Origin of the sequence: Roseibaca sp. Y0-43, assembly GCF_020667835.1 — a bacterium.
Classification (GTDB): domain Bacteria; phylum Pseudomonadota; class Alphaproteobacteria; order Rhodobacterales; family Rhodobacteraceae; genus Roseinatronobacter.
Map to the genome: position 1 here is coordinate 129,597 of NZ_JAFMPR010000004.1, position 22,651 is coordinate 152,247.

Here is a 22,651-nt window from a genome sequence, read left to right on the forward strand (position 1 = left end):
CCCGTGGCTTTCACGCGGAAAAGCCGCGTCTAGTCCTGCGCACGCAAGATGCGGGCCGGTTTCGCCCCCAAGGGTCTGAGCGCGAACAATAGCCCCGCGACGAGCGTGGCGATGATCCCGCCCGCGATGATCCCCAGTGCCGAATAGGGTTCGAACCGGAAAGGGCTTTCCATCACGAAGCGCATGACCGCCCAACTGGCCAATGCCCCCGCGCCCAAGGCCACGACCCCCGCCGCTGCCCCCATCAGGGCCGCGCGCAGGGCAAAGCTGGTCAGGATCGCGCGGCGGCTTGCGCCGAGGGTTTTCATCACGGCGGATTCGAACACGCGTGCACGTTCACCTGCCGCCGCTGCCCCGATCAGCACCACGAAGCCCGTCAAGAGCGTGGCAAGGGCCGCGTAGCTCGTGGCGGTGGCCATGGTCGACAGCGCTTCCGTCACACGCTCTGCGGCTTCGCGCACGCGGATGGCGGTGATGTTGGGGAACATGTTTGACAGGTCGCGCAGGATCGCACCCTCGGCGGCCTCGGTCGCGTAGACCGTGGCGATATGCGTATGCGGCGCGGCAGAGATCGGCATGGGCGACATAACCATGACAAAGCCGATGCCCCCGGTCGAGAAATCGACCTCGCGCAGGCTGGCGATGGTTGCCGTGATCTCGCGGCCCAGCACGTTGACGGTGACGGTATCGCCCAAGGTCAGGCCCAGCTCGTCGGCCTCTTCTTGGGCAAAGCTGACCAGCGGCGGGCCGGCATAATCGGGTGCCCACCATTCACCCGCGGTGAGCGTTGTGCCCTCTGGCAGGGCGGCGGAATAAGATACGCCCCGATCCCCGCGCAGCACCCAATGGCCCGCGTTGGGATGCTCGCGCGAGGGGATGCCGTTCAGCGCCGTGACCACCCCGCGCAGCATGGGCGCGGTTTGCACATCTTCAACATCCGGGTCTTGGGCCAGCCGCTCCAAGAACCCGTCGAGTTGTGAATTCTGGATATCGAGGAAGAAATAGCTTGGCGCGCGCTCGGGCAGGTCGGTGGCGATGGCATTGCGCAGGTTGTGGTCGATCTGGCCCACGGCGGCCAGCACCGTCAGCCCAAGGCCCAACGACAGGATGACCGCGCCCGCACCCTCGCGCGGGTTGGAAATAGCGCCCATCGCCATGCGCAGCGCGGTCTTGCCGCGCAGCGCGCGCGCCCGCGCCAGCCGCCGTGCCATGGCCCGCACACCGACCGCCGCCAGCGCCAGCACCACGAGAGCGCCCAGCACCCCGCCTGCCGTGGCATAGGCCAAGCGCGGGACAGAGGCGAAGGCCGCAGAAATCAGCACCAGCGCCACCACGAGCGCCGCGATGACCAACAGGTAGGGCAGGCGCGGCCACGCGGCCGTGGCCTCTGACGCGCCGCGGAAGATGGCCGCCGCGCGCACATGTTCGGTGCGGGCCAAAGGCCAGAGCGCAAAGATCAGTGCGGTCAGCGCGCCGTAGATCGCGGCCTCTGCCAGCGCTGCGGGCGAGAGGGTAATCTGCAACGACACGGGCAGTTGATCGGCCACCAAGGGCGCGACGATAAACGGAACCAGCGCCCCCAGCGCCAGCCCCACGGCCAGCCCCAGCCCGGTCAGAACGCCGATTTGCATCAGGTAGATGGTAAAGATCGTGCGGCTTTGCGCGCCCAAGGTTTTCAGCGTGGCGATGGTGTTGGTCTTGCCGTCCAGATAGGTGCGCACGGCAGCGGACACACCGACGCCGCCCACCGCCAGACCTGCCAGCCCGACCAGCACAAGGAAGGATGACACCCGGTCGATGACCCGGCGCACCTGCGGCGCGGCGTTGCGGCTGTCGCGCCAGCGCACGCCTGCGCCCTCAAGCCCTGCCAAGGCGGCCTCGCGCGCTTGGTCCAGATCGGTATCTGGCAGAAGCAGGCGATAATTCACCTCATACAAAGTGCCCGGCCCCAGCAGTTCCGCATCGGCCAGATCGGCGGTGCGCACCAGCGTGCGCGGGCCAAGGCCGAAATTGCCGCCGAACCCGTCGGGTTCGCGCAGGATATGCGCGCTCAGCACGAAATCCTGCACGCCAAGGCGGAAGGTGTCGCCAATCGCCAGCCCAAGGCGGTCGGCCAAGATCGGCTCCATCACGCCGCCGGGCAGGCCATTCGCGCCCTCCAGCGCTTGCGCGAGCGGGATCGCCGGGTCCAGCCGCATCTCGCCCACCAGCGGATAGGCGCTGTCCACGGCTTTCACCTGCGTGATCGCGCGCTCGGCATCCTCGCCGCCCGTGCCCGCCACGGCCATGGACCGGAAATCGACCACTTCCGACACGGCGCTGGCGAACCCGTCGATAAAGGCGCGTTCCTCCGGGTTGGCCTCGCGGTAGGTGAAGCGCAATTCCGCGTCGCCACCCAGAAGCGCCGCGCCCTCGCGTTCCAACCCCGCATCAATCGCGCTGCGAATGGACCCGATGGCGGCAATCGCCCCCACACCCAACGCCAAGCAGGCGAGGAACACCCAGAACCCGCGCAAGCCGCCGCGCAATTCGCGGCGGGCGATGTTCCATGCCACCCGCATTATTCGGCGGCCTTGGCCAGTTGCGGCTTGTCATCTGCAATCCGCCCATCCGCCAGATGGATGACCCGGTCGCAGCGTGCGGCCAGTTCGGGCGCATGGGTGACAAGCACCAAGGTCGCGCCGTGGCGGTCGCGCAACCCGAACAGCAGATCCATGATCGCCTGACCGTTCGGGCCGTCCAGATTGCCTGTCGGCTCATCCGCCAGCAGAATATCGGGGCGGGGTGCTGCGGCACGGGCCAACGCCACGCGCTGTTGCTCGCCGCCCGACATTTGTGCCGGGTAATGGTCCATCCGGTGGCCAAGGCCCACGGCGCGCAATTCTTCCTCGGCGCGGTCGAACGCGTCGGCTTTTCCCGCCAGTTCCAAGGGTGTGGCCACATTTTCCAGTGCGGTCATGGTCGGGATCAGGTGGAAAGACTGGAACACCACCCCCATATGAGCCCTGCGGAAACGGGCAAGCGCGTCTTCGTTCAGGTTGGTCATGTCATGGCCAAGCGCGGTGATCCGGCCTTCGGTCGCGCGTTCCAAGCCCCCCATCAGCATAAGGAGCGATGATTTGCCCGACCCCGAAGGCCCAACCATGCCCACCGTTTGCCCGCGCACAATGTCGAGAGTGATGTCACGCAAGATAGTGACCGGCCCGGCATTTCCTGCAAGGGTCAGCCCGACATTCGACAAGGAAAGCACGGAATCAGCCATGAAATACGTCCTGCATCGCTTCGTTCCCTTGGCATATGGGGTTATGCGCGCCGCTGGCAACCGCGCGCGGGCCGCTGTCTGGGGTTTAACGGCTTTGTGTGCGCTTTCCGTTGCACCCGCCATGGCCGACACGGTGCGGCTGGTCGCGCTGGGCGACAGCCTGACCCAAGGCTACGGCCTGCCAGAGGAAGAGGGCTTTGTCCCCGTGCTGGAAGCTTGGCTGCAAGCGCAGGGCGCGGATGTGACCGTCATAAATGCGGGCGTGTCGGGCGACACCACGGCGGGCGGGCTTGCGCGCATGGACTGGACGCTGGCCGAACCCGTGGATGCGATGATCGTGGCTCTGGGCGGCAACGATTTGCTGCGCGGTCTAAGCCCGCGCACCAGCCGCGAGAATCTTGACGGCATTCTGGCCCGGCTGGAGCGCGAGGGCATTCCGTCGCTGCTCGTGGGCCTTCCCGCGCCGGGCAATTACGGCCCCGAATTCAAGAATGCGTTCGAGGCAATGTATGTCGACTTGGCCGCGAAATACGACGTGCCGCTTTACCCCGATTTCCTGCGCCCCCTGTCGGAAAAGGCCGAAGCGGGCATGTCGTTTCGTGACCTGATGCAGGATGACAATATCCACCCCAACGCCACCGGCGTGCAGGCCATTGTCGAGGCGATGGGGCCAGAGGTTCTGGCGCTGGTGCAATCGGTGGCAGGGGCCGAGGGTTAACCGGGGCAGGCGAAAGGCACAAAGGTGCTGGCCATCCCTTCGTTCATGGTCATGACGGTCAGCAGATCGGCCAGCGCACGTTCCTGATCAGACTTTGGGCAGATGCGCCCGCGTTCGGTGCAGCCCTGAGCGATGAAAGCCGCGTTTGCCGTCAGAAAGCCGTCGCTGATCCCGTCGCGCCCCACCAAGCCCAAAGCATCCTCCAACGCGGCGGCGTAAAGCGTGCATTTACGCTCGGTCCATGTTTGCGCGTCGGCAGCCATCGCGCCGCCAAGCGCAAGGCCCAACGCCATGACCGCGCGAAAGTTCATGCCTCGCGCACCGGAACCTTTTGCAGCAGCGGCATCAGCGCGCCCATGTCCGGGCCACGCTCTTGCCCGGTCAGGGCCAGCCGCAGCGGCATGAACAACCCTTTGCCCTTGCGCCCGGTTTCGGCCTTGACCGCGTCGGTCCAGTCCTTCCAGGCGGTGGGGCCATAGGGCGGGGGCGGCAGAAGCGTCATGGCCTGCGCGATGAAATCGCGGTCTTCCTCTGCGATCACCGGCTGCGCCCCATCGCGGCAAAGCGCCCACCACGCGCTCAGATCGTCCAGCTTGCCGATATTCTCGCGCGCCACGTCCCAGAATTGGGGCGCGATGTCATCGGGCACGCCAAGCGCGCGAATGGTGTCGGCCACCGCAGAATAGGGCCGCGCTTGCAGATCGCCACGGGTCAGCGGCCACAGGTCTTCGGCGTCGAACTTGGTTGGGGCCGCGCCGAATTGCGACAGGTCGAACCCGTCCGCAATCTCGTCCAGCGACATGCGCAGATCGACCGGCTGGCTGGACCCAAGCCGCGCCATCAGCGACAAAAGCGCGTTCGGCGTCACGCCCTGCGCGCGCAGGTCGCGCAACGAGAGCACGCCCAGACGCTTCGACAGCGCCTCTCCCTGCGGGCCGGTCAGAAGCGAGTGGTGCGCGAAACTCGGGACGGTGCCGCCTAAGGCCTCGATTATCTGGATCTGGGTCGCGGTATTCGTGACATGGTCCGACCCGCGCACGACATGGGTGATGCCCATTTCGGTATCATCCACCACGGACGCGAGCGTATAGAGCACCTGCCCATCCGCGCGGATCAGCACAGGGTCTGACACGCTTGCGGCATCAATCGAGAGCGGCCCCAGAATGCCATCTTCCCAGTCGATCCGCGTCTGGTTCAGCAGGAATCGCCAGTAGCCCGCACGCTCCGCGCGCAAAGCGTCGCGCTGGGCTTCGGTCAGGGACAGTGCCGCGCGGTCATAGACGGGCGGGCGGCCCATGTTCAGCTGCTTCTTGCGCTTCAGGTCCAGCTCTGTCGGGGTCTCGAAGCATTCGTAGAACCGGCCATCGGCCCGCAGCTTCTCGGCGGCGTCGCGGTAGCGGTCCAGCCGTTTGGACTGCTGCTCGATCCGGTCCCAGGTCAGCCCCAGCCATTCCAGATCGAACTTGATCGCGTCGATATATTCCTGCTTCGACCGTTCCTGATCGGTGTCATCCAGCCGCAGGATGAAGGTGCCCCCCTGCTTGCGCGCGATCAGGTAGTTGAAGAGCGCCGTGCGCAGGTTGCCGATATGCAGATAGCCCGTGGGCGACGGAGCGAAGCGGGTAACGATGCTGGCCATGAATGGACCCCTTTTTGCTGCGCTTTCCTCTTTCACAAGGGGCGCGCTCATGCAAGACCAAGCGCATGAGTGACCAAGCCCCCTTCGCCGACAGCCTGCCCCCGGATGATGCCGATTTCCTTGCACTGGTAGAGGCAGCGATCGCCGATCTGCCCGAGCCATTTGCCGCCCATGCGCGCAGCATCGCTGTGCAGATCGTGGATTTCGCCCCCGATGCAATGCTGGACGAGATGGGGATCGACGACCCGTTCGAGTTGACGGGCCTTTATGACGGCACGCCCTTGCCTGAAAAGCTGGGCGGGCAGGCATTGGGGCCGGACACGATCTGGCTGTTTCGCCGCCCCATTCTGGACGAGTGGGTGGCGCGCGGCGACGTTCCCTTGGGGCATCTGGTGGCGCATGTCTACCTGCACGAGTTGGGGCATCATTTCGGCTGGTCCGACGACGACATCGCCCAAGTTGCCCCGTGGATGGATTAGGCGCGCGGCATGTGCTTGTCAGCGTCTTGGCTTGGCCCTAACGTGCCCGTGCAGCTTTGGGAGGGCAGATGCACAAGCTCTGGGTTTTGATCGCGGTTCAGGCGACCGTCGCCGCCGCCAGCCTTGTGGTGGAAATTGTCGCGGGGCGGATGCTGGCACCCTATGTGGGCATGTCGCTTTACACATGGACCTCGATTATCGCGGTGGTGCTGGCGGGGTTCTCTGCGGGCCATTGGGTCGGCGGGCGGTTGGCGGAACTGCCGCCGGATCAGGCCCTGCGGGCGAATGGCTGGGCGCTGCTGGCCGCCGCGCTGACCACCGGGGGCGCGCTTTATCTGCTGCGTGGCGTGGCCGGGCCGGTCATCACCAATCTGGAACACCCTGTCGTCGTCATCGTGGTGCTGACAACGCTGGTGTTCTTCCTGCCGTCCTTCTTTGCTGGCATTCCCGCGCCCATCCTTAGTCATGTCGCGGTTCTGCGCCATCCCGACCACGCGGGCCGCGCGCTGGGTGCAATGTTCGCGGCGGGCGCATGGGGGGCAATCCTTGGCACGCTGGCGGCCGGGTTCATTTTCATCTCTTGGCTGGGCAGCACCGGCACGCTGGTTGTCGTCACGGTGGTTTACGTCGCCTTGGCGCTACACAGCCTATGGGCCGCGCGCGGCTTTGGCGCTTGGGTCAAGCAAGGGGCGCTGGCGGCGCTTTTGCCCTTGGTTCTGGCGGGCACGACCCTGACCCGCCCTGACCCGTGCCTTGTCGAAAGCAGTTATTTCTGCATCCGCGTGGTGGACCAGCCCGGCACGCCCTTGGTGCGGTTCATGGTGCTGGATCATCTGGTGCATGGTGTCTCGGACGAGGAAGACGCCCGCGCGATGATTCCTTCGCACGGGATCATGCTGGACGGGCTGGCCCGCCTGCGCATGGAGGACCGCGACGCATGGTCGGCCTTTCTGATCGGTGGTGGCAATTACGCCCTGCCACGCGCATGGGCCGCGCATGAGGAACCCGTCGATGTGACCGTGGCCGAAATGGACCCCGAGGTGACGCGCATCGCGTCAGAGTATTTCTGGTTCGACCGCGACACCGCCAATGTCATCCATGCCGATGCGCGCCGCGTTCTGACGCTGTCGGATACGCAGTATGACATCGTGATCGGTGACGCCTTCACCGACATCGCGGTGCCCGAACACCTGATTACGCAGGAATTCTTCAGCCTTGTGAATGATCGGCTGAACCCCGGCGGGGCCTATATCATGAATGTTATCGACCATATGGACCGGCTGGAAGCGCTGGCCTCTGTCGTGGCCACCGCCAAACAGGTCTTTGACGTGGTCGAGGTCTGGGCCGACCCGCTGCATGATCCAAACGAGGACCGCCGCGTGTTCATCATGGTCGCGGGCGACGCGCCCACGCCCGTCAGCCGTTTTACGCACCTGCACCCGGAACCCCGCCAAGTGGTGCGCGTGGGCGCCCAGTCGATCAACGATCTGGTCGCGCGCGATACGACCGTGGTGATGACGGATGATTACGTGCCCATCGCGCGGCTGATGGGCGCGCGCAGCTAGGCGAAACCACGGTTCCCGGCGCTGATCGGGCTTTGCTTTCGGAGGTGCGTTCGCCATGATCTATTTCGCTATCCGACCCGATTACCAGGATGATCGCTGGCTGCGCCCGAACCTGTCCGCGTCAGAAACCGAGATGACGGATTGGGACGCAAAGCAATGGTCACTGTTCCGAAACATCAAGACAGGTTTCACCGGCAAGCTGACATCGTCGTCGGTTGACCTGCTTCAGTCACAGACGGTTCATATCAACAATGTCAAAAACCGTCCCCTCACGGTGCTGGGCGCGCATGGCATGGCTCCGGACGATATCGTTCTGGTATCTGGTGCGATCAAATCGGTCATCGAAGAACTGGCCCCCAAAGCGTTCGAATTCGTCCGAATGCCCAAGCTGAAGGATCACGCGACTGGCCGGTTCGCGGCAGAGGCGGACCTGTATTTCGCGCGCGCAAGATACGAGGCCGATGCGGTCGATACGTCCGAGGCACCACTGAAAGAGCTGCGGGCGGTGTCCCCCGGCTGGCGCAAATCCAAGTTTCGCGGGAAATACGCATTGCGCGGCCGCAAATTGCCCAAGACGGATTATTTTCGCGAGGCGAAGACCGGGATCGGTTTTTGCACGGAAAGCTTCAAGACACAGCTCGAAATAGCCGGCGCAACCGGTTGGGTGTTCTTTCCCTGCGCCGTTTCAGGCCGATAGACCGCAAAGGGTGACTGCCCGATAGCGACAAAACTGCGCGACCCATCCTGACATCCGGCAAGCGCCGATCACCAGTCCTTTCGCGCATTCGCCCAAGAATTACCCGAGCGCTCTCACGACAGAAGCGACCAGACCGTGCAACTGACGGCATGACTTCGAGTGTCGCTTTCGAGTGCATAGGCTCGCTTTGAGCATTTACCTGTTTTCTTTAAAGCGACCAGATTCGTCCCTCTCTAAAACGGGAAGAAGCGCGGGATCACCAATATTGCCATCACCGCATACAGCAAGTTCAGCGGCAGGCCCACGCGCAGGAAGTCGGTGAATTTGTAGCCCCCCGCACTGTAGACGAAGGTGTTCGTCTGGTAGCCGATGGGCGTTGCAAAACTTGCCGAGGCCGCCAGCATGACTGCCATGATGAAGGGGCGCGGATCGTAGCCCAGTTCCAGCGCCAGCGCGATCACGATCGGGCCGACCAGCACCGCGACTGCGTTGTTCGACAGCATCTCGGTCAAGGTGGTGGTCAGCAGATAGACCGCGATCAGCACCGCAAGCGGACCCAAGCCGCCCACCAGGTTGACAAGTTGGCTGACGATCAGTTGCGCGGCCCCCGTTTCGGTCAGCCCCATGCTCAGCCCCAGCATCCCGAAAATCAGGAACAGGATGCGCCAGTCGATGGCGTCGAACGCCTCTTCCGGGTCCACGCAGCGGGTGAGCATGACAACCACCGCGCCGATCACGGCTAGCCCTTCGATGGGCATGATGTTCAGCGCCGCCAGCACCACCACACCCAGAACGGCGGCGATCGCAATGGGCGCCTTGCCCCGCCGCACCGGCTGCTCCGAGGGTTGGGTCAGGTTGACGATGCCGCCATCCTCGATCATCCGCTGGATGCCTTCGGGCGGCCCTTCCAACAGCAGAGTGTCGGCGAATTGCAGACGCAGGTCTTGCACGTCTTCCGAGATGTTGCGCTCTTGGCGGTGTACCGCCATCAGGTAGACCCCGTAGCGCCGCCGCAGCTTCAGCGCCTTGATGGGCCGGCCGCGCAGGTGCGAATTTGGGCCGATACTGGCCTCCATCGTGATTGTGCGGTCGGCGGTTACTGGCGCAAAGCCGCTATCTGCCATGTCGCGGAATTCGATTTCGCCATTGTCTTTCAGTCCCAGAATCTCGCCCGTGTCCGTCTTGATCACGACGCGGTCGCCGGCCTCCAGCACCACATCGTCCATCGTGCGCCGGAGCGAGACTTCACCGCGCACCACGTCCAGAACACGCGCCGATCTGCCATGAAAAGGCAGGTCCGACAGCGTTTTGCCAATATAGGCCGACCCCGCCGGGATCAGCAGGCGCGCCATGAACTTGCGCTTGCTGTCATTGCCCAGCATCGACGCCATCGAAGTGCGGTCGGGCAGCAGGTAGCGTCCCGCGAAAACCATGTAGCAAATCCCCACGGTGGCGATTATCAGCGCGGGCAGCGTCATCTCGAACATGGTCAGGGGCGGCTGGCCCGCGTCGGTGGCGACCCCGCTCATCAGGATATTGGTCGAGGTGCCGACCAGCGTCAGTGTGCCCCCGAAGATGGCGGCATAAGACAGCGGGATCAGCAGGCGCGAGGGGGCAACCCCCACGGAACTGGCGACAGAGATCATCACCGGGGTCAGCAGGATCACCACCGGCGTGTTGTTCATGAAAGCAGACGCCACCATCGCGCCGCCCATCATCAGGAACATCGCCCGCAGGTAAGACCCGCGCGCATGGCGACGCAGCCAGATGCCCAACAGTTCCAGCACGCCCGTGCGCTCCAGCGCCGCCGACAGGATGAACATCATCGCGATCGTGATCGGCGCGGGCGAGGCGAAGACTTGCAGGAAATCCGCGCTGGGCAAGATGCCCGTGACCAGAAGCGCCGCCGACGCCCCCAGCGCGGTCACTTCGGGGGGGTAAATCTCTTTGACGAAGCTGAACAGCACGAGGGCCAGCAGCATCAAGATGAAGATTTGCTCAAGCGTCATTCAAGGCCTTCGGCATGGCAGGGCGTTGTCGCGCAGTTAAGTCTGAAATCCGGCCATCTCTCAATGGCGAATCGGGGCATGGTCCGCGCATCGGGCGCAACCGCTGCGAAATACCGCAGTCCGGCATGGTCAAACAGCCTTGGCTGAATTACCGTGCCCCCAAATATCAGGATGAGGGGAACCCAATGACATTCAAAGCACTTGTGGTCGAGAAACTGGAAGACGGCAGCACCTCGGCTTCGGTTCGGGAGTTGACCGAGGACCGCCTGCCAGCGGGCGAAGTTCTGGTGCGGGTGTCGCATTCCACAGTCAATTACAAGGATGGGCTGTGCATCGGCCCCGGCGGCGGGCTGGTGCGCAGCTATCCGCATGTGCCGGGCATTGATTTCGCCGGCACGGTCGAGGCGTCGGATGATCCGCGCTACAAGCCCGGCGATGCGGTCGTCCTGACAGGCTGGCGCGTGGGCGAGGCGCATTGGGGCGGCTACGCGCAAAAGGCGCGCGTCAAGGCGGATTGGCTGGTGCCCTTGCCCGATGGGCTGAGCGCGCGGCAGGCCATGGCCGTGGGCACGGCGGGCTTCACGGCCATGCTGGCCGTCATGGCGCTGGAAGATCACGGGCTGAAACCGGGCCACGGGCCGGTTCTGGTCACGGGTGCCGCGGGCGGCGTCGGCTCTGTCGCCGTCGCGATCCTTGCGGCGCTGGGCCACGAGGTTGCCGCCGTCACCGGGCGTCCGGAAACCGAAGCCTATCTGCGTGATCTGGGCGCGACCCGGATCGTGCCGCGCGAAGAGCTGAACGAAACCGTCAAGCGCCCGCTTGAATCGGAAACATGGGCGGGCTGTGTCGATGCCGTGGGCGGCGCGATGCTGGCACGCGTTCTGGGGCAGATGAAATACCGCACCTCGGTCGCGGCGGTCGGTCTGGCGGGGGGCGCGGCACTTCCGGCGACCGTCATTCCCTTCCTGCTGCGCGGGGTGAACCTGCTGGGCATCGATTCCGTGCTGCAACCCTATGACAACCGCCTGCGCGCGTGGCAGCGCATTGCCAAGGATCTGCCGATGGACAAGCTGGAAGCCATGATCCAGCCCGCCACGCTGGCCGACCTGCCCCAGATTGGGGCGGACATCCTGAAAGGCAAGGTGCAGGGCCGGGTCGTGGTGGATGTGAACGCCTGACCGGGCGATAGACGCGGGGGCGGTGTTTACTTGGGGCTTTGGGCGATTAGGTCAGGAAGCGATGAGCTGACGAAATCCAAAGACCAGAGGTGAACATGTCCCCGCGTCCCGACCCGATAGAGAACATGCCCCCCGCCGACAAATTCCTGCGCTTGGGCGTCGTTGCCAGTTTCGCACTGTTGCTGCTGCTGGTGACTGCGCGCAGCTTCATGGATGGGCCAGAACCGTCTGCTGCGCCGCAAGTGGCCGAAGCCCCTGCCGTGGAAGAGCAGGGGACAGAGGTCGCGGTCGCCCCCAACGAACCGGAACCCGCTGCGCAAGAGGTCGCCGCCCAAGATGCGCCGGTCGAAGCCGACAGCACCGCAGTGGCGACAGAGCTTGCCGAAGCCCCGGAACCGGCCGCTGCCGACCCCGCCGCAGAGGACACAGCCGCAGAGGAGACCGGCACAACCGATTGGCTGGAAAGCTCTGCGCTGCTGGCCAGTGCCGATATCGACGCGGGCGAAAGCGCCTTTCGCCAATGCGCGACCTGCCACCAATACGCGACCGAGCGGAACGCGGGCGGTCCGCACCTGGTCGGCATCGTGGGCCGCGCAGTGGGTTCGGTTGAGAACTGGCGCTATTCCAGCGCCTTGCAAGACGCGGGCGGTATCTGGACGCCTGAACGCCTGAATGCCTGGCTGACCAATCCCGACGACTACCTGCCCGGCAACCGCATGGCCTATCCGGGCGTGCGGACGGAACAAGAGCGGATCAACATCATCGGCTTTCTTGCCGCGCAGGGGCAGGGCTGACCCGTTAGCCGCGCGGCAAAACGATCCGCGCGCACAGGCCTTGGGGGCGTTGCTCGAATTCCAGCTCGCCCCCGTGCTGCGCGGCAATCGTGGCGACAATGCTTAGCCCCATGCCGAAGCCGGAAATCGGCGTGCCATCGGCATCGGCAAGGTTCTCGCCGCGCTGAAACGGGTCGGTCAGGCGGCGCAGGGCATCGGCATCCAGCTCGCGCCCGGCATCCTGCACGTCCAGCAACACGCGTTCAGACGTGGCGCTCAGGGTGACATCGGCCCGCCGCCCGTATTTCAGAGCGTTCTCGATCAGGTTGCACAGCGCCCGCTCCAGCGCGAGCGGGCGGCCGGTGAACAGCAATCGGCGCGTTTCGGGCAGGTTCATGCGGCGACGCCTGCCAAGCGCAAAGACGGTTTGCGCGGTGTCCATGCTGGCGGGCGCGGTAAACGTCATCGTCACGGGGCGGCCGGTGTCGTGGTAATCATCGACCACGGCCTCGGTCAGCGCGGCAAGGCAAAACTCGCGCAGTGGCTCTGCGGCGATCTCGGCACGGGTGAAGGTCAGAACTTCTTCGATCATGGCGCCCATGCGGTCCAGATCGGCCTCGAACCGCGCGCGCAGGGTTTCATCCTCGATCAGCGCGGCGCGCAGGCGCAGGCGCGTGGCGGGCGTGCCAAGGTCATGGCTGACGCCCGACAGCACCATCGCACGCCGCGCGAGCCGCGCGCGTTCATCCGCAAGGTAGCCATTGACTGCGGAAATCGTGGCGCGCAATTCCTCGGGGCCGGTCAGGGCCATATCGGCGGTGTCGCCGGGGCGGCGGCGCTGCGCCAAGGCTTGGGCAAAGTCGCGAAAACCGCCGGTCATGTCGGCGGCATGACTGAGCAGCATCATCAGCGCCAGCGCCGCCAGCAAAAGCGCGCCGATGCGCCAGTCGCGCGGTTGCGCATCGCAAGACCAAAGCGGGCTTTCGGCGCGCCACCATGTGCCGCTATCGGCGCGCAGGAACAAAACCGGGTCAGAGCAAAGCTGCGCGAGGTTGCGCGACAAGGCTGCCATGCCATCATAGGCACCGGTCTGGCTGCCCAGGTTGGCCACGGGGTATTGCAGGCTCGGGCTGACCACCTGCACCTGCAACCGCGCGCCGCCGCCCTGTTCGGCCCCGTCCGGGCCGGGCTGGCGAAACGCGACCGAGGTTATGCGCGAGGACGCGGGCAGCCCCGCGTCATCCGCGCCGGGCGGGGGCGCGCCCGCAGCCGCGCGCCCCAGCGCGATCAGCCTGACCTCTGGCGGCAGCGGCGCGTCCAGCAGAACGGTTGCGGCCAGAGTGTGGCCCATCTGCGCCGCCCGGTCCAGATGGTCCTGCCACGCATGGGTCGAGGACAGCCACAGCCACGCAGCCGCCACACCTGTCGCCATGGCCGCAACGATCCAGATGCTGGCCCAAGCCCGCAGGGTGGTGGTCATGTTTCCGCCTCGACCGGGCAGGACAGAACATAGCCAATACCGCGCGCGGTTCGGATCAGAGTGGGATCCTTGGGCGCGTCTTCCAGCTTGCTGCGCAGCCGACCGACCAGCATGTCGATGGCGCGGCCCTCGGCGGGGTCGGACGCGCCTTCGCCCAGAACGTCCATGGCTTCTGCGATTTCCTCGCGAGAGAGCGGGATTTCCGGGTTCGCGAGGAACACCTGCAACAATTGCCGCTCGCGCGCTGAGAGCGCGACCTCGTAGCCGCCCGGTGCTTGGGCGCTCGGCTCGCGCGTGTCATAGCGCCAGCCTGCGAAGCGATAGACACGCGCCTGCCGCCGATAGGCCAGCGATGCCGCGCGCCGTGTGCGCCGCAGCACCGCGCGCACTCGGGCCACCAACAGATCGGGGTTGAAGGGTTTGGCGATATAGTCATCCGCCCCCGACCGATAGCCCGCCATGCGATGGTCATCCGCCGACAGCGCCGAGACCATGATGACCGGCACATCGTGATCCTTGCGCAATTGCTGGCAGATGCGCAGCCCGCTTTCATCCCCCAGCATGACATCCAGCAAGATCAGGTCCACGCGCCCCGAGTCCATCTGCTGCAACACGCCCGCGCCGTCATGCGCGCCAACCACGGCAAAGCCGTTGCGCTGCAACCAGCCCACCATCATGGCGCACATCTCCTTGTCGTCATCGACCACAAGCAGGCGGGAAATGGCCATCTTCGTTCTCCAAGACGCTGTGACTGGATCGGGTTTAGCACCAAGACGCGGGGTTTTGTAACAGCCTGTAACAAGCGGCCCGAAAATCCGCTCTGCCGCGGGTTCAAGCCTGTTGCACGCGGGCCGGGGGCTGCGCCAAACTTGCCGCGTGTGGCGGATGTCCCGCCTACCATCTGGGAGGATGACATGACTATGAAGATGATCCTTGCGACTTCGGTCGCGTCTTTCTGCATGGCTGGCGCTGCGCTGGCAGAGCCGCAGGCAGAAGTTCTGCATTGGTGGACCTCGGGCGGCGAAGCCCGCGCCGTGGCCGTGTTGCAGGAAGAATTTGCAAGCCGTGGCGGCAGCTGGACCGACATGCCCGTCGCGGGCGGTGGCGGCGATGCGGCAATGACCGCGCTGCGTGCCCGCGTGCTGGCAGGCAATGCGCCCACGGCCGTGCAACTGAAAGGCCCGGCCATTCAGGAATGGTATGAAGAGGGCGTTCTGGCCGACATCTCTGCGGTGGCGCAGGAACAAGGCTGGGCCGATATCCTGCCGGCATCCATCGCAGGCCATATGCAGTGTGAAGGCACCTGGTGTGCGGCCCCCGTGAACGTGCACCGCGTGGACTGGGTCTGGGCGAACAAGGCCATTCTGGACGAGCACGGCATCGCCATGCCCACCACCTGGGACGAATTCAACGCCGCCGCCGAAAAGCTGCAAGCGGCTGGCATCACGCCGCTCGCGCATGGCGGTCAGGCATGGCAGGACGCGACCGTGTTCGAAACCGTCGTGCTGGGCGTTGGCGGGCCAGAGTTCTTCCGCTCGGCGCTGATCGATCTGGACATGGACGCGCTGCAATCCGACACGATGAAAGCGGTGTTCGACCAGATGCGCACCATGCGCGGCTATGTGGACGCCAATTTCTCGGGCCGTGACTGGAACCTTGCCACCGCGATGGTCATGAATGGCGAAGCCGCCTTCCAGATCATGGGCGACTGGGCCAAGGGCGAATTCCTGGCCGCGGGCAAAGTGCCGGGCGAGGATTTCCTCTGCGCCTCGACCCCCGGTGACGGCTACCTGTATAACGTCGACAGCTTCGCGATGTTCGACGTCGAAGGCGAAGACGCGGTTGCAGGCCAGAACCTGCTGGCAGAGCTGATCGTGGGTCAGAACTTCCAGAAAGTGTTCAACCTGAACAAAGGCTCCATCCCGGTGCGTAGCGATGTCGCGCTGGACGAGTTCGACAGCTGCGCCGTTCTGTCGGCAAATGACATGGCGGCCACGTCGGAAGCAGGCTCTCTGCTGCCGTCCTATGCTCATGGCATGGCGCTGCGCGGTGCGCAGGCTGGCGCGATCACCGATGTCGTGACGGCGCATTTCAACAGCGACATGTCGTCGGAAGACGCGGTCGCCATGCTGGCTGACGCGGTCGCAAACTCGATGTAAGCCAACCGGGCCGGGGAACACGTATTTCCCGGCCCATCCCTTGCCGCGCCGCGTTGCGTCGCGCGCGCCGCACCCCTCACCCCGAAGGAGGCTTCCCATGCAATGGCTTGAACGCCATGTGCCGAAGCTTGTTCTGGCACCCAGCTTTATCGCGGCCCTTCTGTTCGTCTACGGCTTTATCGGCTGGACGGCCTGGGTCAGCTTCACCCGCTCGCGCCTGCTGCCGAATTACGACCTGGTCGGCACCATCCAGTATGAACGGCTTTTCGCCTCTCCCCGGTGGGAGGTCGCGCTCAACAACCTGTTCGTGTTTGGCGTGCTGTTTATCGGCATTTCCATGCTGCTGGGCCTGCTGCTGGCCATTTTCCTTGACCAGAAAATCCGCACCGAAGGCGTGCTGCGCACGATCTACCTGTATCCGATGGCGCTGTCGCTGATCGTGACGGGCACCGCGTGGAAATGGATGCTGAACCCCGGCCTTGGGCTGGAAGCGATGGTGCGCGGCTGGGGGTTCGAGGACTTCACCTTCGACTGGATTACCGATCCCGACATGGCCATCTATACCGTTGTCATCGCGGGCGTCTGGCAGGCGTCGGGCTTTGTCATGGCGCTGTTTCTGGCCGGTCTGCGCTCGGTCGATGGCGAGATCATCAAGGCCGCGCAGGTCGATGGTATCCCGACCCACCGCATCTATACCGCGATCATCATTCCCTCGATGGCGCCGATCTTCCTGTCGGCCTTCATCGTGCTGTCGCATCTGGCGATCAAAAGCTTCGATCTGGTCATCGCACTGACCGGCGGCGGCCCCGGCTACGCGACCGACCTGCCGGCCACCTACATGTATGCGATGGCGTTTTCGCGCGGAGACATCGGGCAGGCGGCGTCCAGCGCGATGGTCATGATGATGATCGTTTTCGCGATCGTCGTTCCTTACCTCTATTCCGAATTGAGGGCGAAAAATGACTGATGTTCCCTACGCCCCGCCCACCCAGTCGCGCGCGCTGAAAATCGCACTGCGCTGGGGGCTGTATCTGATGCTGACGGTCTTTGCGCTGTGGTATCTGCTGCCACTATTCGTGATGGTCACGACCTCGCTCAAAAGCCTTGAAGAAATCCGCACCGGCAGCCTGATCGCCCTGCCGCGCGAGGTGACGCTGGAGGCATGGCGCACCGCGTGGTCGGGTGCCTGCACCGGCATCCAATGCGAAGGGTTGCGGCCCTATTTCTGGAACTCGGTGCTGCTGGCGGTGCCGGCGGTTCTGATCTCGACCATCCTTGGGGCGATGAACGGTTATGTGGTCGCGCAATGGCGCTTTCGCGGTGCTAATATCATCTTCGCGCTGATGCTGTTTGGCTGCTTCATCCCGTTCCAGGTGGTGCTGCTGCCGATGGCGCGCACGCTCGGCATTCTGAATATCGCGGGCACCATTCCGGGGCTGATCTTCGTGCATGTGATCTACGGGATCGGCTTTACCACGCTGTTTTTCCGCAACTATTACGTGACGATCCCGGCGGAACTGACCAAGGCCGCGAAAATCGACGGCGCGGGCTTCTTCCGCATCTTCTGGTCCATCTTCCTGCCGCTGTCGCTGCCCATCATCGTGGTCACGGTCATCTGGCAATTCACCCAGATCTGGAACGATTTCCTGTTCGGGGTGTCCTTCAGCCAGGCTGGAACCCAGCCGATCACGGTCGCGCTGAACAACATCGTCAACTCCACCACCGGCGTCAAAGCCTACAATGTCGACATGGCCGCCGCGATCATCGCCGCGCTGCCGACCTTGCTGGTCTATGTCGTCGCCGGGAAATACTTCATCCGCGGGCTGACCGCCGGGTCTGTGAAAGGGTAATTCCATGTCTGCTATTCTAGAGGTCGACGGCCTGTTCAAAAGCTATGGCACGACCGAAATCCTGAAAGACATCAATGTTAGCATCGACAAGGGCGAATTCCTTGTACTGGTGGGGCCGTCGGGCTGCGGGAAATCGACCCTGCTGAACTGCATCGCGGGCCTGGAGCCGATCTCGGGCGGCTCGATCCGCATCGCGGGGCAAGACATGACAGAGGTCAGCCCCAAGGACCGCAACATCGCGATGGTGTTCCAAAGCTATGCGCTTTACCCGACCATGTCCGTTGCGCGCAACATCACCTTCGGGATGCAGGTGCGCGGCGTGGACAAGGCCACGCAGGCCGCGAAACTGGCCGAAGTGGCGCGGCAATTGCAGATAGAGCCGCTTCTGAACCGCCGTCCGGGGCAGTTGTCGGGCGGCCAGCGCCAGCGTGTCGCGATGGGGCGCGCCTTGGTCCGTGATCCCGCGCTGTTTTTGTTCGACGAGCCTCTCTCGAACCTAGATGCCAAGTTGCGCGTGGAAATGCGCACGGAGATCAAGCGCTTGCATCAGGATTTGGGTGCCAGCATGGTCTATGTGACGCATGACCAGATCGAAGCGATGACCCTTGCCACCAAGATCGTGGTCATGAAAGGCGGCATCATCCAGCAGATCGGCACCCCGCATGAGATCTATACACGCCCGGCCAATACCTTCGTGGCCGATTTCATGGGCAGCCCGGCGATGAACCTGATCCCGGCACGGGCGCAGCCCGATGGCACCGGCAGCATGATCGAGATCGCCCGCGATGGGGCCGATCCCTTGCGGCTGCATGACCCGCGCCCGTCGGGCGTGTCGGGCGATATCTTGCTGGGGTTGCGGCCCGAAGACATGCACGAAGCCAGCAAACGGCCGGGCGAGGCGTCGCAAGCCGGAGAGGTGCGGATCGAAGTGGTCGAACCCGCCGGGGCCGACACGTTCGTGGTGGCCCGGCTGGGTGGCAAGGAAGTCACCTCGCGGCTTTCGGCGGATACCTTGGCACGGGCGGGCGAGACTTTGGAATTCCGCTTCGATCTGTCGAAAGCGTCCTATTTCGCGCCGGAAACCGGCGAACGGTTGGGCTAAAACCCCGACCGTTTGCAAGCTACGGGTCGCGTGAGGCGGTGCCAATATCGCCGCGTCGCCTGCGACTGCGCTTTTTGAAAAATAGGCGGGCGCCTATGCTGCGATTTGGCTCTCGCCGTTGTGCGGTGCCGGTATCGGGCGGCTCTGTTCCCTGATCTGACTGTCAGTACGGCCATACTGCGCTCGCCTGTGCACCGCTTGGCCCGTGCTACCTGCCTTGTGCCGGTTGGCGCATGTCGCTTGGCGGCGACATCTTTCGGCAGGCTTACGGGGCGGTTTGGCTGCGCTGCCCTGCCTTCCCCGACGCGCGAGGCAGGGTTGGCACAACGCTTGCATTACCCGGCGCGCAGGTTCGACAAGAGCGTCAGGGCCACGGCGGCCCCACTCATCCCGGCCTGGGTCTCTCGCAGCTGGTCCATCAGCAGAAAGCGTTGCGTGATCTTTTCAACCATCTCGGGCGCCGCCAGTTCGCGCATATCATCGGTGCCGAACCTTTTGGACACAGCGCTTTGCAGACGTTTGACCTGCTCGTCGATGTCCAGCGCGGCAAACTCCTTCGGCAGGCCCAAGGCGGTTTCCATCACCCGCCGCGTCGGCGGGTCGCCCAGGACCTGATACCAGCGCGCCGTGTCGGAGCGCAGGCTGTCGGCGATTTCCGGCATCTTCCGGGCAAAGGCGAGCGAGAAGCGCATGGTCTCGTCGCTGTTGCCAACGGCCACTTCGAATTCCGACGCCTGGTAACGGCGCGCAAGGCTCTCGGCCAGACCGGCGGCGGGCGTGCCCGTGCCACCCGGAGCGAGATGCGCCATCTCTTGCGCGAGCGCGAGGTAGCGCTTGTCCGCCAGACGGTTGGCCAAGGCAGAGCGGTCACTCACGCCATCGGTGATAACCTTGCGGATAAAGGCCCGATTGTCGAGGTCATCCTGAAGCCCGAAAGCCCCCAAGACGACTGATAGTGCCCGCCTGTTTCCGACCAGGTCATCGGCGGTGTTGATCTTGCCGAAATCCCGAATGAACGAATTCGTGGCTTGTTCGACCGCGGGGCTGCGGGCAAAGCTCTCTTGCTGGCGGACCTGGGTGCGTTTCAGAAACTCCCAGCCAACGACCCCTCCGACCGGAATGATCGGCTGAAAGCTCATACCCGTTGCGCGGCCAGTAGCCGTGCCTCTCGTGGCAGCAAATTGCGCAGCGCCTTCAGCGTTTGGTAATATTCGCCCGCCAGCGCGGCATTTGTCGCGTCATTCAGGTGGCGGCTGCTGTCGATATCCAGGAAAACCTGGCTGAGCTGTTCGATCGCGCGCAGAAGCGGTTTCTGCAACTCCTCGGGCGCTCCATCGCCGGACAAGATAAGCTGCGCCAGATAGCAGGTTCGCTTTACGGGCGTCTTCGCGTCATCGGGATGGATTGCATCGCGCAAGCGCAGCACGTTCGCGTTGGGAGTCTTGATCGACAAGCTTGTGCGCTTGTCGCCGTTTTCGATAATCGCGCCATTCAGCAAAACGCGTTCGCGTGGGGCAAGACGAATGACAAGGCCGGTCATGATAGATCTCCTTGACCTTTCAGGCCGCGCATGATCGCGATGTTGAGGTCGATCAGAACCTCTGCATCGGCCATGCCCTTCACCACGGCATCGGTGTGATTGAGCGTGAATTGCGCAAGGCCCAACAATTGTGCCCGCAAGCCATCGGGAAGCTGGTTACCGGGATTGGCAAGGTCGAAGGCCAGCTCGCTCCATAATTTGCGGTTCTGATGAAGTGCCGAGACGAGCTGCGGGAAGCTTTTCGAGCCACCGGCCCGTGCATCGCGCAATCTGGCTGTGATCTGGGCGAAGACGTCATATTCGATCGAGCGTGGCGTCTTGTGAGCATTTGTCGGTGTGCCGTAGGCGGCAAGCGCCTTTGCATGGGCGTTCATTCGCTATCCCCTGAAATCTGTTCCAAAGTCACGAGCGGGTGGGCCCCCAAAGAAGGAGGCCCACGCCTGGTCTGTTAGCGGAACAGGGACAGGATGTTCTGCGGTTGCTGGTTCGCAATCGAGAGCGATTGGGTTGCCAGCTGCTGCTGAACCTGAAGCGCCTGCAGGCGGGCCGAGGTCGCCTCCATATCCGCATCCACAAGGCTGCCGATGCCCGAGGTCAGAGAGTCCGTCAGGTTGCTGACGAATTCCGCCTGGGTGTCGATGCGCATCTGCGCCGAGCCAAAACTTGCCGCGGCGTCGATGCTGGTTTCAATCAACGATTCGATTGTGGCCAAGGCACCGGCCGCATCGGTTTCAACGTCGATGGTGCTGAGCGTTGCCAGATCGCCGGAGCCTGCGTTCTTGAACTGGGCCGTCACTGACACATCGTCGGTGCCGTTATTGGTGAAAACCAGCTCGCCCGCGTTGCCGCTGTCGTAATCGACCTCCAGCCCGTCGATTCCAAGGCTGTCGATCGCGTTTTTCAGGCCCACGGCCACGATATCGGCGGTGGTGGTCGCGTCCACATCGGCCTGGCTGACAGTGTAGGACACGGTCTGATCGCCAATGCGCAGGCTGATCTTGTCGCCAGCTTCATAGGTCGGGTCTTCGATGGTCAGGGTTTCCGTGCCGCCGCCGCCATCCAGCGAGAAGGCCGCGCGGTCTTGGTTGGCCGAAGCGGTGCCGGTCGTCAGTGAGAAGGCCGCTTTGGCGGTGTATCCGCCGGTGGACATATCTTGGCCCACGACGTCAATTGTGCTGGTGCTCACGCCAGTGCTTGAGCGGTCAAGCGAAGACAGGACCGAAACGGTCGCGTTATTGGTCAGCAGGTTCAGGCCGTTGAATTGCGCAGCATTGACCACAGATTCGACTTGTTCGCTAAGTGCCGCGATGTCGGTCTGGATCTTGCCACGGTCGACGTTTTCTTCCTGCGCCGCGACGATCAGGCCTTTCATCTGCGTCAGCAGGTCAGTCACCGTTTCCGAAGCTTGGCGTGCAACGCCGATGGTCGAAGAACCAAGCGACAGGCTGTCAGAGATAGCCTTGAAGCCTTTCACATCGGATTCCATCGTTTTCGAGATGGACCAGACAGCGGCGTTGTCGCGGGCCGAGCCGACCGTTTTGCCGGTCGAGATTTCGGTCTGAGTCTGTGCCAGACCCTTGTTGATGCCGCGCAGGGTTTGCAGCGCGACCATTGCGCTGTTGTTCGTCAGAATGCTGGACATGATAGTTCCTTCATATCGGTGCGTTTTGCACATTGAGAGGATGCGCCGGATCCGGCGCGTATGAGTGCATTCTGCAGGCGACCTGATTTCGGGCCGATCGAGCTTTCTTTCGACAGGCCCATATTTGGCCGCCATAAGTTGAGAAGTCGTGAAGGAAATACGGCAATTTCGTGGCGGTGCCGCTTTTCTGCGCCCTTGGTTAACAAAGCGTGCGCTACGCCTTGTGCGCCAGCCTGCCTGGGCCCGTGTCAAGGCTTTCACGCGCCCCGTCGGCATTATAGGACCGTGTTTCCGGGGGGGTTTGCGCCTGTATGAGAAGCGATTTCGTGTCCTTCAAGGCTTGCATGACGGCCTGCAACAGGGCTGCGTTCGCGCGCGACAAGGCGATCAATCGTGATAAATCGGATGACACAAGGCGCGTCTTGCCCAGCCGCGTCACAAGGTCTTCTTTCGCGGTGGCGATGGTTTCGAGACCGGACAAATCGCCCGACAGAAGGGCCGTTTTCTCTGCTGCCAGAAGTGTTTCGATGTCCTGAATGGGGGTCGGGTCTTGCATCG

Annotated in this window: 22 protein-coding genes; 10 read left to right on the top strand and 12 right to left on the bottom strand. The window is 63.8% G+C overall.

Annotated features, from left to right (window positions below; all coding sequences use genetic code 11):
- Positions 1-29 precede the first annotated feature (29 nt).
- Together J1C52_RS06445 and J1C52_RS06450 are read right to left on the bottom strand one after the other, a co-directional pair.
- Positions 30-2,561: an ABC transporter permease gene (locus tag J1C52_RS06445; RefSeq protein WP_227427110.1), complete on the bottom strand. Its 2,532-nt coding sequence runs from the start codon at positions 2,559-2,561 to the stop codon at positions 30-32.
- Positions 2,561-3,262 (bottom strand): ABC transporter ATP-binding protein, encoded by a 702-nt coding sequence (locus J1C52_RS06450; protein WP_227427111.1) that lies wholly within the window; start codon positions 3,260-3,262, stop codon positions 2,561-2,563. The genes J1C52_RS06445 and J1C52_RS06450 overlap by 1 nt, the downstream gene beginning before the upstream one ends.
- Here J1C52_RS06450 and J1C52_RS06455 point away from each other — a divergent pair.
- The gene (locus J1C52_RS06455) at positions 3,261-3,980 is read left to right on the top strand and encodes an arylesterase (RefSeq protein ID WP_227427112.1); all 720 of its coding nucleotides are present in this window, start codon (positions 3,261-3,263) and stop codon (positions 3,978-3,980) included. The genes J1C52_RS06450 and J1C52_RS06455 overlap by 2 nt on opposite strands.
- Here J1C52_RS06455 and J1C52_RS06460 read toward each other — a convergent pair.
- A complete protein-coding gene (locus tag J1C52_RS06460) occupies positions 3,977-4,291 on the bottom strand; it encodes a hypothetical protein (RefSeq protein ID WP_227427113.1) in 315 nt (104 codons plus the stop codon). The two genes, J1C52_RS06455 and J1C52_RS06460, sit on opposite strands and share 4 nt — an antisense overlap.
- Positions 4,288-5,619 carry a glutamate--tRNA ligase gene (gltX, locus tag J1C52_RS06465; protein WP_227427114.1) on the bottom strand — a complete coding sequence of 444 codons (1,332 nt, stop codon included), beginning with the start codon at positions 5,617-5,619 and terminating at the stop codon, positions 4,288-4,290. Before gltX ends, J1C52_RS06460 begins: the two co-directional genes overlap by 4 nt.
- A 65-nt stretch (positions 5,620-5,684) precedes the next feature.
- Here gltX and J1C52_RS06470 point away from each other — a divergent pair, with 65 nt between their 5' ends.
- The 3 genes from J1C52_RS06470 (at position 5,685) to J1C52_RS06480 (ending at position 8,360) form a co-directional block, all read left to right on the top strand.
- Positions 5,685-6,098 (top strand): metallopeptidase family protein, encoded by a 414-nt coding sequence (locus J1C52_RS06470; protein WP_227427115.1) that lies wholly within the window; start codon positions 5,685-5,687, stop codon positions 6,096-6,098.
- Between the two features lie 68 nt (positions 6,099-6,166).
- The gene (locus J1C52_RS06475) at positions 6,167-7,663 is read left to right on the top strand and encodes a fused MFS/spermidine synthase (protein WP_227427116.1); all 1,497 of its coding nucleotides are present in this window, start codon (positions 6,167-6,169) and stop codon (positions 7,661-7,663) included.
- Between the two features lie 55 nt (positions 7,664-7,718).
- Positions 7,719-8,360: an imm11 family protein gene (locus J1C52_RS06480; protein ID WP_227427117.1), complete on the top strand. Its 642-nt coding sequence runs from the start codon at positions 7,719-7,721 to the stop codon at positions 8,358-8,360.
- A gap of 233 nt (positions 8,361-8,593) precedes the next feature.
- On the opposite strand, the gene J1C52_RS06485 is transcribed toward J1C52_RS06480, so the two are convergent.
- The gene (locus tag J1C52_RS06485; RefSeq protein WP_227427118.1) at positions 8,594-10,369 is read right to left on the bottom strand and encodes an SLC13 family permease; all 1,776 of its coding nucleotides are present in this window, start codon (positions 10,367-10,369) and stop codon (positions 8,594-8,596) included.
- Positions 10,370-10,554: 185 nt separating this feature from the next.
- Between J1C52_RS06485 and acuI the strand changes: the two genes are divergently transcribed.
- Together acuI and J1C52_RS06495 are read left to right on the top strand one after the other, a co-directional pair.
- On the top strand, positions 10,555-11,547 hold the full coding sequence (gene acuI, locus J1C52_RS06490; RefSeq protein ID WP_227427119.1) for an acryloyl-CoA reductase: 993 nt from the start codon (positions 10,555-10,557) through the stop codon (positions 11,545-11,547).
- Between the two features lie 95 nt (positions 11,548-11,642).
- Positions 11,643-12,341 carry a c-type cytochrome gene (locus tag J1C52_RS06495; RefSeq protein ID WP_227427120.1) on the top strand — a complete coding sequence of 233 codons (699 nt, stop codon included), beginning with the start codon at positions 11,643-11,645 and terminating at the stop codon, positions 12,339-12,341.
- Between the two features lie 4 nt (positions 12,342-12,345).
- Here the strand turns inward: J1C52_RS06495 and J1C52_RS06500 are convergent, their stop codons facing one another.
- Together J1C52_RS06500 and J1C52_RS06505 are read right to left on the bottom strand one after the other, a co-directional pair.
- Positions 12,346-13,800 (bottom strand): sensor histidine kinase, encoded by a 1,455-nt coding sequence (locus J1C52_RS06500; RefSeq protein ID WP_227427121.1) that lies wholly within the window; start codon positions 13,798-13,800, stop codon positions 12,346-12,348.
- The gene (locus J1C52_RS06505) at positions 13,797-14,528 is read right to left on the bottom strand and encodes a response regulator transcription factor (protein ID WP_227427122.1); all 732 of its coding nucleotides are present in this window, start codon (positions 14,526-14,528) and stop codon (positions 13,797-13,799) included. The genes J1C52_RS06500 and J1C52_RS06505 overlap by 4 nt, the downstream gene beginning before the upstream one ends.
- Positions 14,529-14,720: 192 nt before the next feature.
- Between J1C52_RS06505 and J1C52_RS06510 the strand changes: the two genes are divergently transcribed.
- From J1C52_RS06510 to J1C52_RS06525, 4 genes are all read left to right on the top strand, one after another.
- Positions 14,721-15,959, top strand: coding sequence for an ABC transporter substrate-binding protein (locus tag J1C52_RS06510; RefSeq protein ID WP_227427273.1), 1,239 nt, complete (start codon positions 14,721-14,723; stop codon positions 15,957-15,959).
- A 97-nt stretch (positions 15,960-16,056) separates the two neighbouring features.
- A complete protein-coding gene (locus tag J1C52_RS06515; RefSeq protein WP_227427123.1) occupies positions 16,057-16,926 on the top strand; it encodes a carbohydrate ABC transporter permease in 870 nt (289 codons plus the stop codon).
- Complete coding sequence (locus J1C52_RS06520; protein ID WP_227427124.1) at positions 16,919-17,809, top strand: carbohydrate ABC transporter permease; 891 nt, start codon at positions 16,919-16,921, stop codon at positions 17,807-17,809. Before J1C52_RS06515 ends, J1C52_RS06520 begins: the two co-directional genes overlap by 8 nt.
- Before the next feature lie 4 nt (positions 17,810-17,813).
- The gene (locus tag J1C52_RS06525; protein WP_227427125.1) at positions 17,814-18,911 is read left to right on the top strand and encodes an ABC transporter ATP-binding protein; all 1,098 of its coding nucleotides are present in this window, start codon (positions 17,814-17,816) and stop codon (positions 18,909-18,911) included.
- Positions 18,912-19,246: 335 nt separating this feature from the next.
- On the opposite strand, the gene J1C52_RS06530 is transcribed toward J1C52_RS06525, so the two are convergent.
- The 5 genes from J1C52_RS06530 to J1C52_RS06550 all read right to left on the bottom strand — a co-directional run bounded on the left by J1C52_RS06530 (position 19,247) and on the right by J1C52_RS06550 (position 22,649).
- Positions 19,247-20,050 (bottom strand): DUF1217 domain-containing protein, encoded by an 804-nt coding sequence (locus J1C52_RS06530; protein ID WP_227427126.1) that lies wholly within the window; start codon positions 20,048-20,050, stop codon positions 19,247-19,249.
- Complete coding sequence (gene flbT, locus J1C52_RS06535) at positions 20,047-20,451, bottom strand: flagellar biosynthesis repressor FlbT (RefSeq protein WP_227427127.1); 405 nt, start codon at positions 20,449-20,451, stop codon at positions 20,047-20,049. Before flbT ends, J1C52_RS06530 begins: the two co-directional genes overlap by 4 nt.
- On the bottom strand, positions 20,448-20,825 hold the full coding sequence (flaF, locus tag J1C52_RS06540) for a flagellar biosynthesis regulator FlaF (RefSeq protein ID WP_227427128.1): 378 nt from the start codon (positions 20,823-20,825) through the stop codon (positions 20,448-20,450). The genes flbT and flaF overlap by 4 nt, the downstream gene beginning before the upstream one ends.
- Positions 20,826-20,899: 74 nt before the next feature.
- Positions 20,900-22,093, bottom strand: coding sequence for a flagellin (locus tag J1C52_RS06545; RefSeq protein WP_227427129.1), 1,194 nt, complete (start codon positions 22,091-22,093; stop codon positions 20,900-20,902).
- Between the two features lie 214 nt (positions 22,094-22,307).
- Complete coding sequence (locus J1C52_RS06550) at positions 22,308-22,649, bottom strand: hypothetical protein (RefSeq protein WP_227427130.1); 342 nt, start codon at positions 22,647-22,649, stop codon at positions 22,308-22,310.
- Between the last annotated feature and the right edge of the window lie 2 nt (positions 22,650-22,651).

What these genes read in the sequence shown, in the direction of transcription:
- J1C52_RS06445 (WP_227427110.1), bottom strand. Translation starts at nt 2,561, where the DNA reads ATGCGGGTGGCATGGAACATCGCCCGCCGCGAATTGCGCGGCGGCTTG.
- J1C52_RS06455 (WP_227427112.1), top strand. Translation starts at nt 3,261, where the DNA reads ATGAAATACGTCCTGCATCGCTTCGTTCCCTTGGCATATGGGGTTATG.
- J1C52_RS06450 (WP_227427111.1), bottom strand. Translation starts at nt 3,262, where the DNA reads ATGGCTGATTCCGTGCTTTCCTTGTCGAATGTCGGGCTGACCCTTGCA.
- J1C52_RS06460 (WP_227427113.1), bottom strand. Translation starts at nt 4,291, where the DNA reads ATGAACTTTCGCGCGGTCATGGCGTTGGGCCTTGCGCTTGGCGGCGCG.
- gltX (WP_227427114.1), bottom strand. Translation starts at nt 5,619, where the DNA reads ATGGCCAGCATCGTTACCCGCTTCGCTCCGTCGCCCACGGGCTATCTG.
- J1C52_RS06470 (WP_227427115.1), top strand. Translation starts at nt 5,685, where the DNA reads ATGAGTGACCAAGCCCCCTTCGCCGACAGCCTGCCCCCGGATGATGCC.
- J1C52_RS06475 (WP_227427116.1), top strand. Translation starts at nt 6,167, where the DNA reads ATGCACAAGCTCTGGGTTTTGATCGCGGTTCAGGCGACCGTCGCCGCC.
- J1C52_RS06480 (WP_227427117.1), top strand. Translation starts at nt 7,719, where the DNA reads ATGATCTATTTCGCTATCCGACCCGATTACCAGGATGATCGCTGGCTG.
- J1C52_RS06485 (WP_227427118.1), bottom strand. Translation starts at nt 10,369, where the DNA reads ATGACGCTTGAGCAAATCTTCATCTTGATGCTGCTGGCCCTCGTGCTG.
- acuI (WP_227427119.1), top strand. Translation starts at nt 10,555, where the DNA reads ATGACATTCAAAGCACTTGTGGTCGAGAAACTGGAAGACGGCAGCACC.
- J1C52_RS06495 (WP_227427120.1), top strand. Translation starts at nt 11,643, where the DNA reads ATGTCCCCGCGTCCCGACCCGATAGAGAACATGCCCCCCGCCGACAAA.
- J1C52_RS06500 (WP_227427121.1), bottom strand. Translation starts at nt 13,800, where the DNA reads ATGACCACCACCCTGCGGGCTTGGGCCAGCATCTGGATCGTTGCGGCC.
- J1C52_RS06505 (WP_227427122.1), bottom strand. Translation starts at nt 14,528, where the DNA reads ATGGCCATTTCCCGCCTGCTTGTGGTCGATGACGACAAGGAGATGTGC.
- J1C52_RS06510 (WP_227427273.1), top strand. Translation starts at nt 14,721, where the DNA reads ATGAAGATGATCCTTGCGACTTCGGTCGCGTCTTTCTGCATGGCTGGC.
- J1C52_RS06515 (WP_227427123.1), top strand. Translation starts at nt 16,057, where the DNA reads ATGCAATGGCTTGAACGCCATGTGCCGAAGCTTGTTCTGGCACCCAGC.
- J1C52_RS06520 (WP_227427124.1), top strand. Translation starts at nt 16,919, where the DNA reads ATGACTGATGTTCCCTACGCCCCGCCCACCCAGTCGCGCGCGCTGAAA.
- J1C52_RS06525 (WP_227427125.1), top strand. Translation starts at nt 17,814, where the DNA reads ATGTCTGCTATTCTAGAGGTCGACGGCCTGTTCAAAAGCTATGGCACG.
- J1C52_RS06530 (WP_227427126.1), bottom strand. Translation starts at nt 20,050, where the DNA reads ATGAGCTTTCAGCCGATCATTCCGGTCGGAGGGGTCGTTGGCTGGGAG.
- flbT (WP_227427127.1), bottom strand. Translation starts at nt 20,451, where the DNA reads ATGACCGGCCTTGTCATTCGTCTTGCCCCACGCGAACGCGTTTTGCTG.
- flaF (WP_227427128.1), bottom strand. Translation starts at nt 20,825, where the DNA reads ATGAACGCCCATGCAAAGGCGCTTGCCGCCTACGGCACACCGACAAAT.
- J1C52_RS06545 (WP_227427129.1), bottom strand. Translation starts at nt 22,093, where the DNA reads ATGTCCAGCATTCTGACGAACAACAGCGCAATGGTCGCGCTGCAAACC.
- J1C52_RS06550 (WP_227427130.1), bottom strand. Translation starts at nt 22,649, where the DNA reads ATGCAAGACCCGACCCCCATTCAGGACATCGAAACACTTCTGGCAGCA.